Genomic DNA, 19,331 nt, shown 5'->3' on the forward strand with positions numbered 1-19,331 from the left:
AGCGTTATAAGCGGGCAATTATGTTTCATTTCGGTGGGCTGGACTTGGCACCTACCCACTCTAATTAGTGAAGGGCCGCTTTTATACAGCGGTTGTTGCTCAAGCGGCAATCGGTACAACACTAACTATCTACGATGTGATCGCACAAAAATTGGAAGACATCGCCCGTATGTCCCCTGTTTATGCAGAGCAAGAGCTGGGATTACTCGGTTGTATGCTGACATTTGCAGGAAACAAGAAAGCGGTCAAAGCTGCCGACCTTACATACACTTTTATCCGTTGGGTACTGCGACTGACATTAGAGAGGTTGTTCAAATCAGCCAAATCGGCAATACAAATTGCTAGCGCTGTTCCTGCTTAGCAATTTGACTGCAAGGGGCTGTTGGGTGATTTTTCATTGACCATAGCCCCTTGTCTCCCCGTTAGATAAAAAACTCCCCCGTTAAATAAAAAGCCGTCTTCGTAGAGATGTGCATATTGTCTGCACATTTTCTTGTTTATATATACCCGCTCTCCACTCACCAGGGATCAGGTGCCGAAAAAGTGGAGCAGTCGACCATAAGCCGCCCTCGTTCGATCCCTACAGTCGGGCTTGGGCGGCGCCTTTACTAGCTATTCAATGTGTCTTTTCTGGTAGTTCTGAATGCAGCGTTTCGCCACGGTTGGTACCGTACTGTAACGACAATCCGTTTGATTCTATGCGATACCAAAGATGCTGTCTGACCACAAACAACTGGCCACTTTTTAACAGATGCTTCTGGTTAGTATCAGCGACCCTAACAACAATCGTAGCTTCACCTTCTAACTGGTGGATCAACGCATCCGCATCTGGATGGCAAGTCCAGGGGGAGACACCTTTAAAGCGCCCCATCCATACTCTGCCATCGTCAATAGTATCGAGGATCCAAAATTCAGCATCACCGTTTTCACTCACCCAATCAGCCGTTCTTTTAAGGGCAGCGGATAAATCGTGACTTCTCATGGTGGGCACCTGTCATTTGATTAAGGTCTCACCTTCAATCTTAGGATCGAAATCAGTTCACAGAGACAAATTCTCTCGCTGGTCAGCAGTTAAAAGATGCTTTAGCTTAAACTGCATCAAGAAATATAAGGAAATTCCCCATGCAGTTCAGTGTCGCCACTTCACCCAAGCTAGCTATCTGTGGGCTGAGCCTCTCAGCGTTATTGCTATTAAGTGCTTGTGAACGCCCTTTAACGGAAGCACAAATACAAGACGCGGCGAACTGGCAAGCATGGGTAGAAAAAGAGAACAGTCACAGCAAAGATGGCCAGCACTCTTTTCTCAATATCCGCGATGCCCGCTATATGCGCCCCGGAGACACAGTTAGCTTAGATATCAGCCTAGGTGCCGAACAGGTTCTCTGGCAGGAAGAAGACAAAAGCAATGAGATAGCAAACAGCTCACGGTTAACCCTCTCATTTGATGGTGAAAATGCGCTGATATCGGAAAAGGGCAAGTTTCGTCTAATAACGGCGGATGAAAAATTCTCGCTTCCTAATGATGAGCTATTTATCACCGTTGGCGCCTTGCACGACAGTGGTTTGCGCGCGTTTATCCGTGATCCTAACCATCCCAAAGTAGAAAACTTTAAAGGCCACCACTACTACGATTACAACCCCAAAATGCGTACCACTGCCAGCTTCACTGCAGCGGAGGAACTTAACACCGTCTCTTTTCAAACGGTGCAAGGGCTAACAAACACACTGGTGAGAGTGGGAACTGTGGCTTTCAAATTAGACGGTGAATCCGTCACGATGTCGGCTTATCACGAATCAGGAGAGCCCCCGCTTGATTACCTGCTGTTCCTGTTTAAAGACCAAACCAATGGTGACACCACCTATGGTGGTGGACGCGAACTCGTTGTGAAATTGGCACAAGCCCCAAGCGAAGGCTTCATCATCGATTTTAACTACACGTTTAATCTCAATTGTGCCCACAGTACATTCTGGAACTGCCCAATTATTTGGGACAGCCCCCTTGAACTCGCTATTACAGCAGGCGAAAAGCTACCCTACGACTACGAATAGAACTCGCGATTAAGAAGATTGTATTGTTAAGGCGGAGCTGGCTCACTACTTGTTGTTTTCCTGCAGTTCGCTAAGACGCTGGCGTTCCAACTTTGCTAACAGGTTCGCCAGGCCCTGTGGGTTGCGCATAAACTCTGCAAACGAATCTAACGCCTGTTTCGTTAATTCAGGTGATGCCTCTCGATCAAAAAACTGAAACAACTGATCCGCTTCTTGTAATGCCTGCGCACTACTTTGCAGTACAGGGTTATCAGGCATGCTCGCCATTCGATGAGGCGGCAATGTCATGATCGCCGCATTCACCCGACTCTGTACAACGGGATCGCCCATGTGTCGAAGAAACGCACTCACGGCAGGGTTGACCATCCCGCCTCTCTTAACCAACAAGATATCGGTCGGTGCATTCTCCCCCACTGACAGATCAGGCGTTATGGTAGGAAACGGAAAAAATCCAATGTCTGGCTGGAGCTGATCGGGGATCTGATTAACGAAAAAGCTGCCCATAAGCAGCATGCCGGTTCGTTGACGAAAGAACAGCGGTAGCACTTCATCCCAGCTATAACTAGCGTGCCGTTCTGGAAAATAGCCTTTGTCTAATAGTTGTCGCCAATGAAGAAACGTCTTAGTCACTCGCGGATCGGTAAAACTTACCTTGCCCTGCAATAACTGCTGGTGAAACGCGGGTCCATTCACTCGCATATTCAAGTAATCAAACCAGCCCGCTAGCGTCCAAGGATGCTTGCTACCTAAAGCAAACGGCGTAACCCCGGCGTCAATGAGCTTTTCGGCCACGGCCAGGAACGCTGGCCAAGTTTGGGGCGGCTGCAAGTCTAGGCGTTTAAACAGCGATTTTTGATAGTAGAAGCCCCAACCGTAATGTGAAAACGGCAAACCATAAATATGGCCATCACTGCTTACGCTGCTTAACACACCTGGGGAAAACTTATGCGGCCATTCGGCTGACGGCCATAACTTATCCAGTGGCGCTAACAACTGCTTGCTTGCTAGAACATCCATTGGCGTACCAGCAAACCAGAAGAAAACATCGGCGTCGCCATGTTGCCCTGCCAACATACTGGGCAACAAACGTTTGTACTCTTCATGGCCATAATGCCTAACGCTAACTTGGTGTTGCGGATTCAGTTCGCGAAACCGCATGATCTCATTTAACAAAGCGCGGTTTTGCTGTTCGCTGACCGGCATCGTTGCCAACGTAAGCGGCTCGGCAGAAAGTGCCGAGTAAAAAAGAAGCAGTCCAAGTGACAGTGTGAGTTGTAGTATTCGCATCCATTCTAATATGGCAGATGCTCAACAATTTGTTGCAATACATCGATGGCAAACGGGATCCAGAGAGCATTTTTGTGCTTTGTTGCACTTTCCTCGTTGTTGACTACATTTTAATCAAACTAGGAATTATCAGTCAGTTAGATTGACGCAGTCCACTTAACAACGTTTTCAGTAAACAGATAAAGAAGCAAATAAAGACACAAGGAGGTGAATACCTAACAAGGTGAGGCCTCCCATGTTTTTGAGCGCGAAAATTAGTCGATTATTGCTTATTACGCTGCTGTTTTTACCCTCCTTTCAAAGTAACGCTGATCAAGATAGAACCACCGCAAGTGCATTATTAGTGCAAATCGTTTCCTACTTAGCTAAACAGGGGCATAAGTCTTTGCTTAGCTTTGAAAATTACCACTGGCATGAGGTAAACGCGGCAGCGCGTTGGTCGCCCAGAGCCGGACTGCAAGTCGTTAAATTAGGCAGAAAGTTCTTTCTTATGGGGGGAAGAACACCGAACAATTCTACCATTCCAGGCGATAGTGTCATTTGGGGGGATGTATGGGTCAGCCAAGACAAAGGAATAAGCTGGGATCAGGTTGTCGGCAGCAATGACCAGGAGCATTGGCCAGCCCGAGCTTACTTCAAAGCCGTCACCAAAGGCCGCTATATCTATGTATTGGGAGGGCAGAATTTCAATCTGGCCCCCTGCCCCAACGATGTCCCAACATGTCAGGAGCAGATGCCTTCATCGGACTTTTTTAATGATGTGTGGCGGAGTAAAAATGGCAAAGAGTGGCAGTTGATGACGGCCAACGCACCGTGGCAAGGCCGCGCAGGGCTCAGTGCTGTCGTCATGCGCAATCGAATATTTGTAATCGCAGGCTCCAAAAACGACGACACAGCGATTGTCGGCCCCAACGGCCCCGCACGAAAATACTTTAATGATGTATGGAGTAGTCGCGATGGTAAAGAGTGGAAACAGCTCACCGACAATGCACCATGGGAACCTCGAGCAGGCGCTGTAGCGTTAACCAAAGATGGCTATATCTACCTGCTAGGGGGTGAAAATGGCTTTCTTTGTCAGCCCCAGCCTAGCTGTAAACCACCCTACTTCAATGATGTATGGCGATCTCGAAATGGCAAAAACTGGGAGTTAGTAACCGCAGATGCAGCTTGGTCAGCGCGTCCAGGTCATCAATGTGCAACTTTGTACCACCATATTGTCTGCTTCGGTGGTTTTGGCCTGCCGCAAAACCCGCAAGATATTTGGGTAAGTCGTCACGGGTTACACTGGCGGAAAGTCAGCGACTCTCCGTGGAATAGCCTCAGCCCCAGTGAGATTAAATACGATTTCGCGGTCTTAGTCGACAAACAGGGATATTGGGGGCAAACGCAGGCAATTTATACATTCGGCGGGGATCGGGAAACTTTCGATTTCTCCGATCCTGCCAATTATCTCCGGGTTGATAATGATGTTTGGCGCTATGCTTCTGAACATTTTCGCTAAACAGTCATCACCAAAGTGGCTACATTGTGTCACGCCATTTAATTGAACACCCCATGCTGGGGTGTTGTTCTTTCGGCCCCACACCTGTCTCCGCAATCATTCTCATGGCATTTATCAGTTCGGCAACCCGACCCGAATGTTGTCCCATTCCAGCATCGTCTAACCGGCCACGGTACTGCAATTCTCCGTGGCAATTCAGACCAAAGAAATCAGGCGTGCAGATCGCGCCGTATGCCTGTCCAACCAATTGCTCTTCATCAACTAAATAGGGAAAATTGAAGCCATATTTTTTAGCAAAAACTTTCATCTTTTCTGGCGAGTCAGCCGGAACCGATTGGTAGTCATTGGACATCACCGCTAACACATTAATCCCCTCAGCCATCAACAGATCGGTGTCTTGTGCTAAACGCTCAGCGATGCGCTGAACATAAGGGCAATGGTTACATATAAAAGCAATCAATAAGCCTTTATCGCCGAGCTGTTCACGCATACTAAAACGATTGCCATCAATATCTTGTAAGGTGAAGTCTGGCGCTTTCCAGCCAAAGTCACAGGTAGGTGTATCAAGTAGCATCGCTGAAATTCTCCATGTTTCGAACAGGCCAACCTATGAGACGATTGTCATCTCATTGAGTGTAAATTCGTCTACAGCGCCCTCTGTTGCGGCCATGTAGTCAGCCAAGTGCTTGTTGCCCATGTGGGTCTGCCACAATTCACGAGTTTCCCAATTTTCATAAAACATAAAGTGTGCTGGGTTTTCATTGTCCTGATGCAGGTCATAGTTGATGCAACCCTGCTCGGCTCGGGTGACATCAATCAACTTTAAAAGCTCAGCTTTCACCAAATCTACTTTTTCTGCTTTAGCGATAATATTAGCAACGATAGTTAGGGCCATCTCTGTTTCCTCTTCGGGTTAACCCTTATGTGGGTTGATTTAATCAGCCATGAGTACGCTTCGTTTAATCACGAAAAACACCTCTGCGCTTACCCAGCATAAACGCTTTATTACTTGAACCAAGGTGGTCATCCGGTCGCCGATGCGCCAACAGATGAAAGCATAGTTTTTAATTGAGACTATTAAAATAGGGAAAATAATGAATCATTATCAAATATATTTTAATAATGATCCGTCACCACTCTGCTACGAATGATGCCGACAGGCGCAATATCTATTAGTGATAGGTCGCCAAGCAGAGGCACAACTAAAAATCCCGCACAATGACGGGATTTTTAGCTAAATAGCGCGTTAATAACTATTCATCACCACTGGCAACAAAACGGTAGATCACAGCACCAATCACCGCACCAACGATGGGAGCAACCCAAAATAGCCACAGCTGGCTAACGGCCCAATCACCGACATAAAGTGCGACACCGGTACTACGTGCCGGATTAACCGAGGTATTAGTCACCGGAATAGAGATCAAATGAATAAGCGTCAGACACAAGCCAATAGCTATGGGAGCCAATCCAGCAGGCGCTCGGGAATCAGTAGAGCCCATAATCACAAACAGGAACATCATGGTCATCACGACTTCACACACCAGCGCCGCGGTTAATGAGTAACCACCGGGGGAATGTGCGCCGAAACCATTAGAAGCAAAACCAGAGGAGACATCAAAACCGACAGCGCCACTGGCGATAACAAACAGCACACCACCCGCAGCTAAGCCACCAATCACCTGAGCGACAATATATGGCAGTAGATCACTTGCCGGAAAACGCCCTCCGGCCCAAAGACCAATAGAAACCGCAGGATTAAGATGACACCCGGAAATATGGCCAATGGCATACGCCATCGTGAGTACCGTCAAACCGAACGCCAGCGATACACCAAGCAAACCAATACCCACATCTGGAAATGCAGCCGCCAATACCGCGCTACCACAACCACCGAGTACCAGCCAGAATGTACCAACCAGTTCCGCAATATATTTTTTCATCCGTTCAACCCTTATATAAAAATCCTTCAACCCTGACGCTATGCGCATTCCACCACACAACAGATTCAAGTGTAGAAGGAAGTTTCAGGAATGGGTTGCTAATTCAGCATGTTATCTCGGTAATTACCGATTTGAATGCTGATCCATGCCGGCATAAAGAGTATTACTCCTATGATCAAGTGGATCTGGGCTGCCACCACTCAATTTTGTTGCGAGAGGAGTTATTGCACCAAGCAAACAGAAAAACTTCGATGATTTAACATCGGCCACCAGCGCCCATCGCCAGCCTGACCTGTGCAAGCAGTGCAATTAGGGGGCTATCAACGGGGTCATATAAGTTTGGGGGGCAAAGTAGTCAGTTGACCAAAGAGAATAGCCCCCGAAGGGGCTAACAATGGAAGGAGGAGCAATATCAGACGCGGTTTGTCATCAGCCTACTGACTTAATCAATTTGTCTTCCAACACGCCTTTGCCGCTGAAAAACCAAACTAACGGAAACCGGTACGGCTGTCGCTATATCTGACAAATTGGCTATTTTTCTCAACGCTTCGATGCCCGTCTCTAAGTTAAAATCTTTAGCGGAGATCACTACAGGTTTAAATGAGGTCACCAACAATCTATCTTTGCTAAGGCGGGTCATCGTCAGCTCTGCGGTAAACTGTTTTTCTTTTCCATGCAGTGACAGTCTCAACGGAACCGACAGATTGTAACTGTCTCCCGCCTTCATCGCAGAAAGGCGGCTAATGGGGATCACCCCGCTAGCGTCAGCGGTAGCAAAGGATGCCACCTCAAACAGCAGCTCCTTCATGCGATCATTTCTTATCGGAATATTGGTTTCGACACTACTCAGGTCAATCACTAAATTGACCGCACCACTTTCCACAACGCTACCAGAGATTTGCTTAAACTGATGAACTTCACCAACTGAATTTTTCTTAATCGAGACAAAACTCACTACCGATTGGTCGTTCATCAGCTGCCATTCAGCCAACACAGGGGCCGAAATAAACAGCGCCAAACACCATATCAAAAATCTACTTTTCATCGTTATTCCCTTACCATCGCACCTTTGACTAGAGGCAGCAGAAGCAAATAGCTTGCGCCAATACCGTCAATATACTCAACATAGTACCCTAACTTTAACGACATCTGACAAAACAATCTCAACTGATGCTGTAAGGATCAAAGGGCAAATGCCCGGTTTTCACCAAGATAATTGTTTCCTCTTCAACAAACGGATAGTGCTGGCTCATGTGCGGGCTTCTTATCCAAGTGCCCTTAGGATAACTACCGTGCTCATCCTTAAATTCGCCCGATAAAACCAATATCTCTTCTCCGCCAAAGTGACGGTGGGGCTGAAAGCGCTCACCCGCAGGCCATCTGACCAAAGCAATATGCTCATGTTCAAATTGATGCAGCGGCATCACCTCTAAGCCACCAATACCCGGTTGCCAGGGGCTCGTCGAAGTGTCGATACGTACCGTTTGCCCATCGCGACTATCAAACTGGTTTAACTTAACGAAAATGGTACACCCCTGCTCACTAAACGGTGCATGGGCACTCCCTGGTGGGTGACGCAAATATGTACCCGCACCATAATCACCGCTCTCATCAGAAAACACACCGTCGAGTACAAAAATCTCTTCTCCTAAAGGGTGTGGGTGCGGACTAAAGCACGATCCAGCTTCATACCTAACGATACTGGTCACATGTCCCGCCTCCTTATCATCACGCGCCAGAGGCTTACGCAGCACACCAACAGAGGGACTGGCGATCCAATCCAACTCTGCAACGTTGATCACCACTGCTTGTTTAAAGTTCATGTTCAGCATCTGTTACCCCTGCGCTTACTCAAGATGTCACACTCTCCGGATGCGGTTAGTCGTTGCCACGTCATCGACTCGACTGATTAGCCACAGCCTTGCACCTGCACCTGCACAGTAAAAGCAAAGGCTGCCAACACTACAAATCAATGGCTGCCGATTATTCGTTCTCAACGTCTCAGCAATGACATAAGCTGACTCATTTAGTACTTTTAATACCGGATCGAAAATTAACATGACCGCTCACTTAGTTATAATCCTGTGGTTACCAAGAAGGCTCTTTAGTCAATGCAACAACCATTTAGTTACTCACACAGCGCTAAGCTAATCGCGGTATAATCCAGTTAATTAGGATACCCCGCTCCTTCATAAACCACCTCGGACACCTGACATTGCGCAAAAACCTGTCAAGAAATAAACGTCAATCCCGCACAGATAGCAAAGGACTACACCCGAGGAATAAACACAAAAGAGGGTATGACTTTCCTCTTCTGGTGAAGAGTTATCCGCCACTGGAACCCCACGTTAAGCCCAACGCACACGGCAACCTGTCCATTCAATTTGCCGATCCAAAGGCAGTAAAAGCTCTCAATGCTGCGCTACTAAAGACCTATTACCATACGACGGATTGGGATATCCCTGACGGCGCTCTGTGTCCACCAATCCCCGGCAGAGTAGATTACATCCATTATGTCGCTGAGTTGCTTGGCATTGATGAGCCATCAAAGGGTCAAACCAAAGACGGGCCGACAATATCCATGCTAGATATTGGCACCGGTGCCAGTGGCATTTATCCGGTACTGGCTTGCCAAACTTACCACTGGCACTGCGTAGGCAGCGATATCAATTCCCAATCACTCGATAATGTCGCCATCATCATCAACAACAATCCGGCACTAAAAGAGCGCTTCTCTGTGCGCCTACAGACTGATAAGAATCAATTCTTCAAAGGGATCATTCAACCCGGTGAAATTTTCGATATCAGCGTGTGTAATCCACCGTTTCACGCTTCACCAGAAGAAGCACGTAAAGGCAGTCAGCAAAAACTAAACAATCTCGCTCGTCATCGGGGCGTCGACGATGCCGCAGGCAAAGTTAACATTGCCTCACCCGCTCTAAATTTCGGTGGGCAGGAGGCAGAGCTATGGTGCAAAGGGGGGGAACGCATGTTTCTAAAAAAACTCATCAAGGAGAGCCGCGACTATTCATCTCAATGCCGCTGGTTCAGTAGTTTGGTATCTAAAATAGACAATGTAAAACCGGCGAAGCAATGGCTGCGTAAGCTTGGCGCCTCTGACATTCGAGAGATAGAGATGGCTCAAGGCAATAAGATCACACGGGTACTAGCTTGGACCTACCGCTAACGTAGCAGCGCTGAAAGCTGTCATCTTCATAATCTTGATGCACGAGGCGGTCTCAGCCGAAATAGAATGAGCCTCCATTGGAGGCTCATTCTATGAGAAGTCTCGCGGTATCACTTCTGCACTAGCACCTCTGGCGCATTTACCATGCCATAGACCGCTAGATTAAAACGTTTTGACTCGCGAGCGTCTGCCAGCGTCGATACGATGATCGACTTGGTTTCACTGTCTAATACTGCGAATGCGCCTGCATTTAGATAGAAATCGAGATAGTCGACCACCGCCTCTGCTTTCACTTCGTCGTCGCCGTCACTGCCTTCCCAAAGCATTTCTAGGTGGCTGATATCTAATTTAACCCTCGCCTGATCTAGGGTATATGAACCACTATCATCGACAGTACCTCGCACCAAGCCATTGCCAATCAGCTTATCGAATGCATTCAAGGTCGCAAACTGACGGGATTCGGTCATTAGCTCTAACTCTGGCGCGGTCAACGAATTGGCAGCTAGTTCCCCGGCAGGCGAATAATCCGGCAGGAAGAAATTAAAGACTGTCGGAGCGCCTAATGCTCGCTGGCCGATATCAAAGTTGCCTACTCGTAATATGGTGGCGCCCGCATCAAAGCGATCCGCAAACTCATAGTTCAAGCCATTTTCAGAATCGTCTAACGGAATACTTGAATATGCAGTTAAGAGTCGCATCAACGCAGTCGCTCGCAGTATCGGCTCTTTCACTTTGCCGAATGTAGATGATGCCGTCACACTCGGATTACGGGCTTCCGGATCTAATAGGATCGCTTTGACCATCGCCTTGAGATTACCCGACGTACCGTAAGCATCAGACACTCGCTTGATATAGCCAGCACTAGGATTGGACGTCACCAAACGCTGTATCAATATTCGGCCAATATAAGGCGCTGCACTGGAATGGCTCGCTAAAGCCGTAATAACGCTACTGAGCTCCTCATCAGCGCCCTCTGCAGACATATCGCTTGAAGCAGGGATGATCAAGGTTTTACCCTGATCGGTAAACAGTATTTTTTCACCAAAATCATGATGCTGAGGAAAGAACTTCATCGGCTCAGTCCAACGATATTGAGTCTCTGGCACCCCACCGCCGCCCAAACCAAATTGGGTATTGTCGACCATCTCTCCATCAATATTCCGGGCGCTCATGGCCAAGCCGGTAAAGACCCGAGCCATCTGTTGAATGACCTCATTGTCGTATGTGGCAACAGGAAGCCCATCACTACCTAGACGGATAGCGCCATTCTTTTGCCGTTGCACCAAGCCAAAGCTAAATAGCTGCATCACTTCACGGGCATAGTTTTCATCGGGATAATAACCACTAGCAGGATCGGCTTTCTTATTACGTAGGTGACTTAACCACTGCCCCATGGTCGCATGCCGTGACGCATCTTCAAGTAGATCCCGGTATGAGCCAAATGCATTCTGGCCTAACAAATCCCAATAATCGGCTAGTCCGCGATGTGCGTTACGCAGTATATTTACCGAGTCTGAAACAACCAATATTTCACTTAATGCAAAAGCCATCCGCTGTCGCAGTTGATCTTTAGCATAAGTGGCTATAGTCCAAAAACCATCTTGGCGATCTTCAAAGCCTCGGGTTTCAAATGCGGAATTAGAAGCATCGGTCAAAGCTAACAAAGAGGTCTGTGGCGCCATCATTTGCGCTTCAATCCAGGCATCATAAACCTGTAGTCGATTCGTTCCCGCTGAATCAATTTGGCTGCGCAATGCCTCATACTCTGCTGGTGTTGCACCGAACGTGGCCTGAGTCAAAAACCGAATAATATCCCGATCAACATCTTCCGGCGTTAACTCTATCTCTTCTGGCGGTTCTACGCTTTCATCGTAACGAAAATGAGCACTGATCTCGCCCGCTGGATAATTTGACGTATGGATGTTTAAAAACAACTCTCCAGCAAACAAAGCATCTAACATCTCCTGTCGGGTAACAAATATGCCACCCGGGACTAAATCCCACTCAAAGCCAGTTAATGGGCCTAAGGTCTCGATATCCTTAATCATTGTGCCCGATGGTGACAAATGAATATGTTGATCGGTTTGTACTGAGCTTAAATTGAAGAAGTTATAGCTGAGTTTTGCTTTGGTATTATCACCTTGCAAAATAAGACTCACGGTGCCGCTTGCTGTCGTTACTGCTTCGCCTTGAGGCCCGAACAAACCAATAAATACTTTGGCGTTTTCCGTTGTGTTTTTGGCATCACTAATGACAATTTCAGCGGTCGTGTTAGCGCCCAATTTATACTCTTCACTTGCGACTAGGGTTATCGACAAGGTTTCAGGCACCTCGTGCAAGCCGTCACGGAGAGGGAGAACTTCAATCACCCGCCGGTTCTGACTTTGCAAAAATTCAATTTCAGCACCGACAACACCACCATCACTGTAAACCAACTCGTAGTCAGCAGCAGATGCAGACCCCTCGGCTTGGTCTGATGATCCGGCCACGAGATAAGGCAGCGCGAATGAACCGTTGGTGCTGTCCCGTTCAACAATAAATTTGGCTATATCATTGCTTTGCTCATACGCCTCAGCAGTTAAAGTTGATATAGAAACCGTTACAGGCACAGGGTCCGGAGTCGGATCGGGGTCCGGCGTTGGATCAGGGTCCGGTGTCGGATCAGGGTCCGGTGTCGGATCAGGGTCCGGTGTTGGATCAGGGTCCGGTGTTGGGGTCGGATCAGGATCTGGCGTGGGCACAATAACCGAATCGTCGTCACTACCACCGGAACCACCACAAGCAATCAAACCTGATGCTAACCAAGCAACGACCAGAAGACGCAACAAGACAGAGCCATTCATTACGCGTCTCCCATATTTAAGAAATTCAAATTAGTGCTCTCTGCAAACGGGTCGGGAAAGTTAGTCATCGACGGAAAAACCGAACTCAGCTCATCCATAGGGGTTCCCAACCAATGGGCGAGTACAGCCGAACATTGTGACGTTGCCGTTGTTGGGATCCATCGCCCTCGACCTTTGTTCTTGTCGGCATCTAAGCCCTGCCCCATCTGAAAATCAGGATGTGTACCAAAGAAGCGACTTCCATTCACAGCTCCGCCTAAAACAAGCGCATGCCCGCCCCAACCGTGGTCTGTACCAGCACCGGCATCATTGCCATTTGGCGTAAATGTACGGCCAAATTCTGAACCGACATAGCTCAGAACTTTATCGAAGTCATTTTGGCTCACTAAGGCATCGCGAAATGACTTAAGCGCCGCGTTGAGGTCTTCCATCAACGCACTGTGATCAGCCAAAATATTTTGGTGGGTATCAAATCCGCCCATCTTGACGAAAAAAATGGGGCGCTGATTGGTGCTGCTCGCTCGTCCGGCGATCATTTTTGCCACCGTTTTCAGCTGTCGGCCAACAGTCGTTGTATCAGCACCTGTCGCACTGAATATCCCGTCGTAATCAGTATTATTTGCTTCAGCGATACTGAACGCATCAGCCACTACCGCACCCGCAGTGATGCCTGATCTAAAGGTCTGCTGATACTTCTCCGACATCAAATGCGAAGAGCCCGCATTCATATATGCCTCAACCATCTCTTCGCGTTCAGCAAAAAAACCTCTGAGACTGACCTGCCCCTTATCACTCAACACATATGTATTTACTTCAGAGTCGCGACTTACTTGAAATGGATTAAGACCCGCAACAGAGATCAACGGAGAAACTTTCGAATCAGGATTCCTATCACTTACTAATTCAGCTACACGTCCACCCCAGCCATAGCTAAAGCGCGACGTTGGTTCGCTTTGATACTGCCTTTGCTGATCAGAGTGTGAAAAAAGTTGTGGCGGCAATGTAACCGTACCACTTAAAAACTCTTCCCGAGATGTTGGCTCATGTAGGTTACCCACATTACAGATAACTCCCATTTCGCCAGCATTAAACATATCGGCCATATCAGTACACTGTGGGTGCATGCCGAAGCCATCGTAACTTTCATCATTATAAATCTGCGGCGGTTCGGATAGATTCAATGCAACAAGATCTTCTTTAGCAAGAGCAGCATTCTGTCGGCTCTCTTCATACCGCGTACGAAGTACACCATCCTCCTTGGGGGCAACCATATTGAAACTGTCGTTACCACCAGCCAGAAAAATGTATACCAGCGCTTTATAATCATCACCTGCATCAGCATTCTGCATCTCGGCCGCTTGCAGCAGCCCCGGCAAGCCAATAGATACAGCGGCCGTAGCCACCGCCGCTGATTGTGCTGACTGTATAATGAAGTCTCGACGAGACATTTTAGTTTTCATGAAATCATCCATATAAGCATGAGTATTTGTTGTTGACGTAAACAACAAAAAGGCTTGTTCCTGTGCAGCAAGAAGCGCTTGAATAATGTTAATCTAATGTTATTAAGGTGTTACATTGGCGAGGTAAGATGAATGATGAGCCGGTTGAAAATCAATCAACTTTTCAGATATTGAGATGTAACTCACACAAATAGGGGCTGTAGACAGGCGAATAAATCCACAATTTTTCAATGGGTTAGGCTGTTAGCGGTATCAATCACCTAATGATAGGCGAGTAAAGAGAGACAATACGAAAATGATAACGCTAGGGCTTGAAGATTAGCCCTATATCCAGTGACTCAGCGTCAGGTTTCTACAAGCCAGAGTGCCACGATAACTGGCACCAAGGATGAGACGGATCTGATAGGATCGCATTCAAATGCTCAAAAGCCGTTTCCATCGCGCCGTCCAGTTCTGAACTGGGGAGTAAATCTGCCTTGTTCCAATAGAGCCGCCCAACTAAATGGCTGGTAGCAAATTGCTCCGCACTTGCAAATAGATTCTGCGCCACCCTACCGGCATCGATCAGATATCGCCAAGCATCCTCTAAGCTAACCATGCCAACGGTGTATGCACTTCGAACCAAGAATACGATCCGAGCGATATCAAACCCTTTAACGCCGCAATCTCTTAAACTCCAACAGTGTGGCTCAATTAAGCGTTTTCTATTGCGCCAAACGGTATCACTTTCAGCATCGATAACAGCCATATAGTCACGTTTATCAGCCAGAAGAAATTGCTGATTGATAGCAAAAAAATCCTTGCTGGCTTGAGTGGAATGAAGCCAGTTAATTCTATCCCGTAGCTCATTTGCCGACGTCACCTCGTAATCTCGCTCCAACATGAGCCTGAGTGACGTACAACGTTTTTCATTCTCTGGCTCAACCAACGCCATCGTTTGATATTGATTCATGCCGTTCTGCTGACACAAATGAGCGCACAAGCTCAATAGCCAAGTTTTCTGCGTCGGAGTCAACCATTCTGACGTCCAGCCTGCGTCCAGTTGTTGCTTATTCATTATGACCTCCTACGACAAGTGGATCTTGTAACGCCTCTAATTGCTGAGTAATCGCCGACTGTAGCTCAGTCAGAGACGACTCTGGTGACTCAATGTTGTCACAACATGCGCGCGCTTTTTCCAGCCACTCTATGTGCTGAGAGGCTTCTTCATGCTGAAAACGAACAGCTTGCAAGTAAGCCTCTGCCGCAGCCTGGAACTCATTTCTTAGCTCCAATGCGTCAGCCTTAGCTTGATACAACACCCGTTCGGGCGCCAATGCCTCTAGGTTGAAGCAGAAGTCGAGAAAGTGACCATCGTAAAACTCCATCGTAAGCCTGAACTCATTGGCTAGCCTCATGCCCAGCTCAGATGCATTGCGCTTATCTGGGCAGGTATTGTCGAATTGAAGGGCGCTAATCAAACTATTAAGAGCGGCATGTCGAACTGAATGACGCTGCTCTTCATTCAACTCAATGGCATCAAGATCGATGGCTCTCAGGTAGGCCAGCGCCTGCGCATAGCTTTGCAACCCGTACAAATCATTCTGCTCCAGGTCGAGCTCCTGTTGCACATTTGGCCAGATATATTCCACGAATGTTTCGTCATCAACTTTATCCAACGCATATACAATGACGTCCGCGATCACTGGCCAAACTTTTTTTCCATCTTCCAATCGCTGCTGCCATTCATCCCAAAAATAGTCCAGATCCATTGCTCGTAAGCACTCGCCTCTAGCCTGTTCTTTTCGATCGCCATAAGCGTGCGGATACAGTCGGATAACCTGCAATATTTCGGCATAGCGTTTACTCGCCAGTTGCCGCTCAAGAATATCTTCGTTATGTGGTTGTGATAATCGATGCTTCAAGTGCTCCAGCTGTTTACGCCAAGCTGACGCTAGCAATGCGCGAGCTTCAATATCCTGAGGAACTTGTTTAATGACCTGTTCCAGCAGCCCGATGGCCGACGGTAACTGTTCTAATTGGATAAGACACTGAGCATGAAGCTTTATCAGCGACGGCTCCTCCCGCGAGTCAACAGCCCACTCAGTGATTAGTTTTGCTGCAGCAGCAAAGTCTTTCAGGCCGTAAAGCACACGAACCTGCAACTCTCTGATCACAGGCCCATGGCGTTGGGTAAACTCAGTCTGATCCACAGCAATTAACGGTTCAACACTACTCAGGCAGTGCCATGCCATCTGAAACAGACCGCACCGCAAAGCGGTTCTGGCGACATAGGTGAATAGCGAAATATCTTCTGCGAATGCTGGCTGGATCTGACTCAGCAATGACTGAAGTTTATCCTGAGAAGGTCGACCAAAGATGCACAACTCTTCTATCGTATGGCGCAGTTCCAAATGCTGTAAAAGCGGTTCAATGGCCTGAGTCTCATCGAATTTAAACTCATAGGGAATGCGCTGCAAACGGGTAGCACAATGCCTGCTAATAGCCTCAGCCAATCCCCGTATGGTCTCATTGAGGCTATTGCTTTGCTCCGCAGACAACTTCAAGGCGTTATCTAAGTAACTCAGTACCTCTGGCGGCAACAACAGGTGCTCGCTTAAAAATTCCAGTGTACACAGCATGACCGCACTGCTCTGATCAAGATCCCAATACACTGGAGAATCAAGCAATTGCTTCCACGCTTCAGGGTTACCTCGCTCAGCGACATCCGAGTACAGTTGCAGCAGTGAATAACGCAACTGCTCTATTGTTTTCGCTTTACCTCGCGCAGCAGTGATCGGTTCAGAAATTTCAACGGCAACCGGTGCAACAGGATCCGAACGACTCGGGTCCTCAAACTCTTCCTCATCACTTTCTGAGGCAAATGGTTGTGGCTCCTGTGCACTGTTGTCCAATGCTGGAGATGCAGGGGGTTGGGGCGTAAAGGTTAAAGCATCTTCGTTGTTATCTGATGCCGATCCTGCGCTCTTCTTCTGACGCTTTGCTTCTTTCTTGGCGCTTTCGTACGCCTTACGCAACTGTTTGAACTGTTCTGGTTTATCTTCTGGATTGCACTGTTTAAGCAGCGTTGTATAGGCCAACTGGATCGTACGTTTATCCGAGGTTGGCGCTATGCCCAAAACTTCCCAACAACTCATACTCAGGTTCTCATTAATGCTTTAGAATGGGTGTACTTAAATGGCAAACAAAGCTGCACTTTCAGTGTTGTTAGCTGTGTAGACATCAGTCTATATCCGCATAATCTAACTCGACTTTTATCCTGCGCATCATTTGTTCTATTGCACTGTTGTCGTGACCTTTCAGCACTTGGGAAAAATCTGCCAACATCGTGCCTACCGCTTCACGCTCTTTGCCTAGTTTTTCTTGATACAGGCGCTCAAGCTTCGCCATGAAAGTGGTGTTAGCTAGTTTGTCTTTAGGCAGGATTTTTAACGCATTCAGTCGGGCAAAATTTTGCTCCAGCTGTTCGCGGTTCAAGTCATCATCGCCTTCGCTGACATAGGTACGATATTTCTTACCACTCGAGACCTCTGTCACCTCGACTTCCAGTACACCATTCAGATCGTAGGTGTAAGTCAGATAAAGCTCTTGGATCTTTTCTATCGGGCTTAAGCGGATCTTCAGCTCCCCAAGAAAGACATTGTCCTGCGGTCTGAAGCTTTCCCCCTGATAGATATGCAGTAAAACCTCTTTCTGAGCGGGGTGAGTTGAATACACCGAGCGGGTTTCACTGACAGGAATAGTGGTGTTCCGTTCTATCACCGGCAAAAATTCAGTTTGGTCATGACGGCCCAACACTTCGACACCCAGGGTATAAGGGCAAACATCGGTCATGATAACTTCGCGCAACGCATCACTGCGCGCTTTCACGCCAGCCTGAATAGCGGCGCCAACCGCGATGGCATGGTCGGGTTGATAGTGAGATTGCGGTATACGAGAAAAAAGCCGGCTTACTTGCTGGCGGAAAACCGGCATTCGCGTGGCACCACCCACCATGATTAAACCGTCAATATCGTCAAGAGATAGTTCAGCATCAGACATTGCTCGATTCAGAGGGAATTTAATCCGCTCCATCAGCTCGCTGCAACGTAATTGAAAACGCTCTTCAGATATCTCATAACGATACTGAGTGCCATCAACTTCGTATTCAAATCCAGCCTGACTTTCAGACGTTAAACGGCGCTTAAGACCATCACATAATGACCACAATCGACGCTTCAGGGTTTCGGGCAGATTAGAAGGAAGCGCTGGCTGATTGGCGATCAAATCTTCAACCAGGACGTTGGTGAAATCGTTGCCGCCGAGATGATTATCACCTGCGGATGCATGTATCTCAAAGGTGTTGTCAAAGACTTCAATCACCGAAACATCAAACGTGCCGCCACCTAAATCTAAGACAAGATAGGTCTGTTCAGTATCTTTTTGTTCAAGCCCATACGCTAACGCCGCCGCCGTTGGTTCATTGATTAGCCGCTCAACTTGCAGTCCTGCGAGTTCGGCTGCTTGCTGTGTTTCTTGGCGTTGCTTGTTATTGAAGTAAGCCGGCACCGATATAACCGCCTCTTCGACGGGCTCGCCTAAGTATCCCTCGGCTTGCTCTTTCAACGCTTTAAGAACGATGGCGGACAGCTCCACAGGAGTATAGCTCTGGTCACCCAACCAATAGGTTTTATCTGTACCGAGAAAACGTTTGAATTCTGCAACCGTCTGTTGGGGGTATATCGCCATGCGATCTTTCGCCGCTTGCCCTACCATCATGTACTGATCATCTGACAAACTGACTACTGAAGGGGTCAGTACATTGCCTGCAGCATCGGGGATCAGCTCAACTTCTGTATCCTGCCAAACACCAATAACACTGTGGGTTGTACCGAGATCGATCCCGACTTTCATTGCTCACATCCTTCTACTACGAATGAACAAACAAGGATTGATAAAACTGGATAGAAAACAATTCTGTTTCGACAGCGAATGTCGATTGTTTCTACGTCCTTGTATGGGGTAAATAGCACGCATTAGCGCTCACTTGTGAGGCTAACATTATCACGACACATTCGACAA

General features: G+C 47.7%; 16 protein-coding genes. 4 read left to right on the plus strand and 12 right to left on the minus strand.

Going from position 1 to position 19,331, the window contains the following annotated elements; all coding sequences use genetic code 11:
* Positions 1-67 precede the first annotated feature (67 nt).
* Complete coding sequence (locus EZV61_RS18935) at positions 68-361, plus strand: hypothetical protein (RefSeq protein ID WP_131417554.1); 294 nt, start codon at positions 68-70, stop codon at positions 359-361.
* Positions 362-616: 255 nt separating this feature from the next.
* On the opposite strand, the gene EZV61_RS18940 is transcribed toward EZV61_RS18935, so the two are convergent.
* Entirely contained in the window at positions 617-982 is a 366-nt protein-coding gene (locus EZV61_RS18940; RefSeq protein ID WP_114336816.1) for a cupin domain-containing protein, read from the minus strand.
* Between the two features lie 140 nt (positions 983-1,122).
* Here EZV61_RS18940 and EZV61_RS18945 point away from each other — a divergent pair, with 140 nt between their 5' ends.
* Positions 1,123-2,049 (plus strand): DUF1684 domain-containing protein, encoded by a 927-nt coding sequence (locus tag EZV61_RS18945; protein ID WP_131417556.1) that lies wholly within the window; start codon positions 1,123-1,125, stop codon positions 2,047-2,049.
* A 45-nt stretch (positions 2,050-2,094) separates the two neighbouring features.
* On the opposite strand, the gene EZV61_RS18950 is transcribed toward EZV61_RS18945, so the two are convergent.
* Complete coding sequence (locus EZV61_RS18950) at positions 2,095-3,336, minus strand: ABC transporter substrate-binding protein (protein WP_131417558.1); 1,242 nt, start codon at positions 3,334-3,336, stop codon at positions 2,095-2,097.
* A 235-nt stretch (positions 3,337-3,571) separates the two neighbouring features.
* On the opposite strand from EZV61_RS18950, the gene EZV61_RS18955 reads away from it, so the two are divergent.
* Positions 3,572-4,837 (plus strand): Kelch repeat-containing protein, encoded by a 1,266-nt coding sequence (locus EZV61_RS18955; RefSeq protein ID WP_131417560.1) that lies wholly within the window; start codon positions 3,572-3,574, stop codon positions 4,835-4,837.
* Between the two features lie 19 nt (positions 4,838-4,856).
* On the opposite strand, the gene EZV61_RS18960 is transcribed toward EZV61_RS18955, so the two are convergent.
* The 5 genes from EZV61_RS18960 to EZV61_RS18980 all read right to left on the minus strand — a co-directional run bounded on the left by EZV61_RS18960 (position 4,857) and on the right by EZV61_RS18980 (position 8,612).
* Complete coding sequence (locus EZV61_RS18960; RefSeq protein WP_131417562.1) at positions 4,857-5,411, minus strand: thioredoxin family protein; 555 nt, start codon at positions 5,409-5,411, stop codon at positions 4,857-4,859.
* A gap of 33 nt (positions 5,412-5,444) precedes the next feature.
* A complete protein-coding gene (locus EZV61_RS18965) occupies positions 5,445-5,732 on the minus strand; it encodes a putative quinol monooxygenase (protein WP_114336821.1) in 288 nt (95 codons plus the stop codon).
* Between the two features lie 358 nt (positions 5,733-6,090).
* Entirely contained in the window at positions 6,091-6,780 is a 690-nt protein-coding gene (gene aqpZ, locus EZV61_RS18970) for an aquaporin Z (protein WP_114336822.1), read from the minus strand.
* Positions 6,781-7,222: 442 nt separating this feature from the next.
* On the minus strand, positions 7,223-7,825 hold the full coding sequence (locus tag EZV61_RS18975; RefSeq protein WP_131417564.1) for a YceI family protein: 603 nt from the start codon (positions 7,823-7,825) through the stop codon (positions 7,223-7,225).
* Positions 7,826-7,943: 118 nt separating this feature from the next.
* Complete coding sequence (locus EZV61_RS18980) at positions 7,944-8,612, minus strand: cupin domain-containing protein (RefSeq protein WP_131417565.1); 669 nt, start codon at positions 8,610-8,612, stop codon at positions 7,944-7,946.
* 383 nt (positions 8,613-8,995) lie between these two features.
* On the opposite strand from EZV61_RS18980, the gene rlmF reads away from it, so the two are divergent.
* On the plus strand, positions 8,996-9,967 hold the full coding sequence (gene rlmF / locus EZV61_RS18985) for a 23S rRNA (adenine(1618)-N(6))-methyltransferase RlmF (RefSeq protein ID WP_131417567.1): 972 nt from the start codon (positions 8,996-8,998) through the stop codon (positions 9,965-9,967).
* A gap of 110 nt (positions 9,968-10,077) precedes the next feature.
* Here the strand turns inward: rlmF and EZV61_RS18990 are convergent, their stop codons facing one another.
* The 5 genes from EZV61_RS18990 to EZV61_RS19010 all read right to left on the minus strand — a co-directional run bounded on the left by EZV61_RS18990 (position 10,078) and on the right by EZV61_RS19010 (position 19,163).
* Positions 10,078-12,810 (minus strand): DUF1800 family protein, encoded by a 2,733-nt coding sequence (locus EZV61_RS18990; RefSeq protein ID WP_131417569.1) that lies wholly within the window; start codon positions 12,808-12,810, stop codon positions 10,078-10,080.
* Complete coding sequence (locus tag EZV61_RS18995) at positions 12,810-14,270, minus strand: DUF1501 domain-containing protein (protein WP_114336827.1); 1,461 nt, start codon at positions 14,268-14,270, stop codon at positions 12,810-12,812. Before EZV61_RS18995 ends, EZV61_RS18990 begins: the two co-directional genes overlap by 1 nt.
* A gap of 352 nt (positions 14,271-14,622) precedes the next feature.
* Positions 14,623-15,327, minus strand: a complete 705-nt coding sequence (locus tag EZV61_RS19000; RefSeq protein ID WP_131417571.1) for a DUF1266 domain-containing protein — start codon at positions 15,325-15,327, stop codon at positions 14,623-14,625.
* Positions 15,320-17,407 carry a J domain-containing protein gene (locus EZV61_RS19005; RefSeq protein ID WP_131417573.1) on the minus strand — a complete coding sequence of 696 codons (2,088 nt, stop codon included), beginning with the start codon at positions 17,405-17,407 and terminating at the stop codon, positions 15,320-15,322. Before EZV61_RS19005 ends, EZV61_RS19000 begins: the two co-directional genes overlap by 8 nt.
* An 85-nt stretch (positions 17,408-17,492) precedes the next feature.
* A complete protein-coding gene (locus tag EZV61_RS19010; protein WP_131417575.1) occupies positions 17,493-19,163 on the minus strand; it encodes an Hsp70 family protein in 1,671 nt (556 codons plus the stop codon).
* Between the last annotated feature and the right edge of the window lie 168 nt (positions 19,164-19,331).

The organism is Corallincola luteus, from assembly GCF_004336975.1.
Taxonomy (GTDB): Bacteria; Pseudomonadota; Gammaproteobacteria; order Enterobacterales; family Neiellaceae; genus Corallincola; species Corallincola holothuriorum.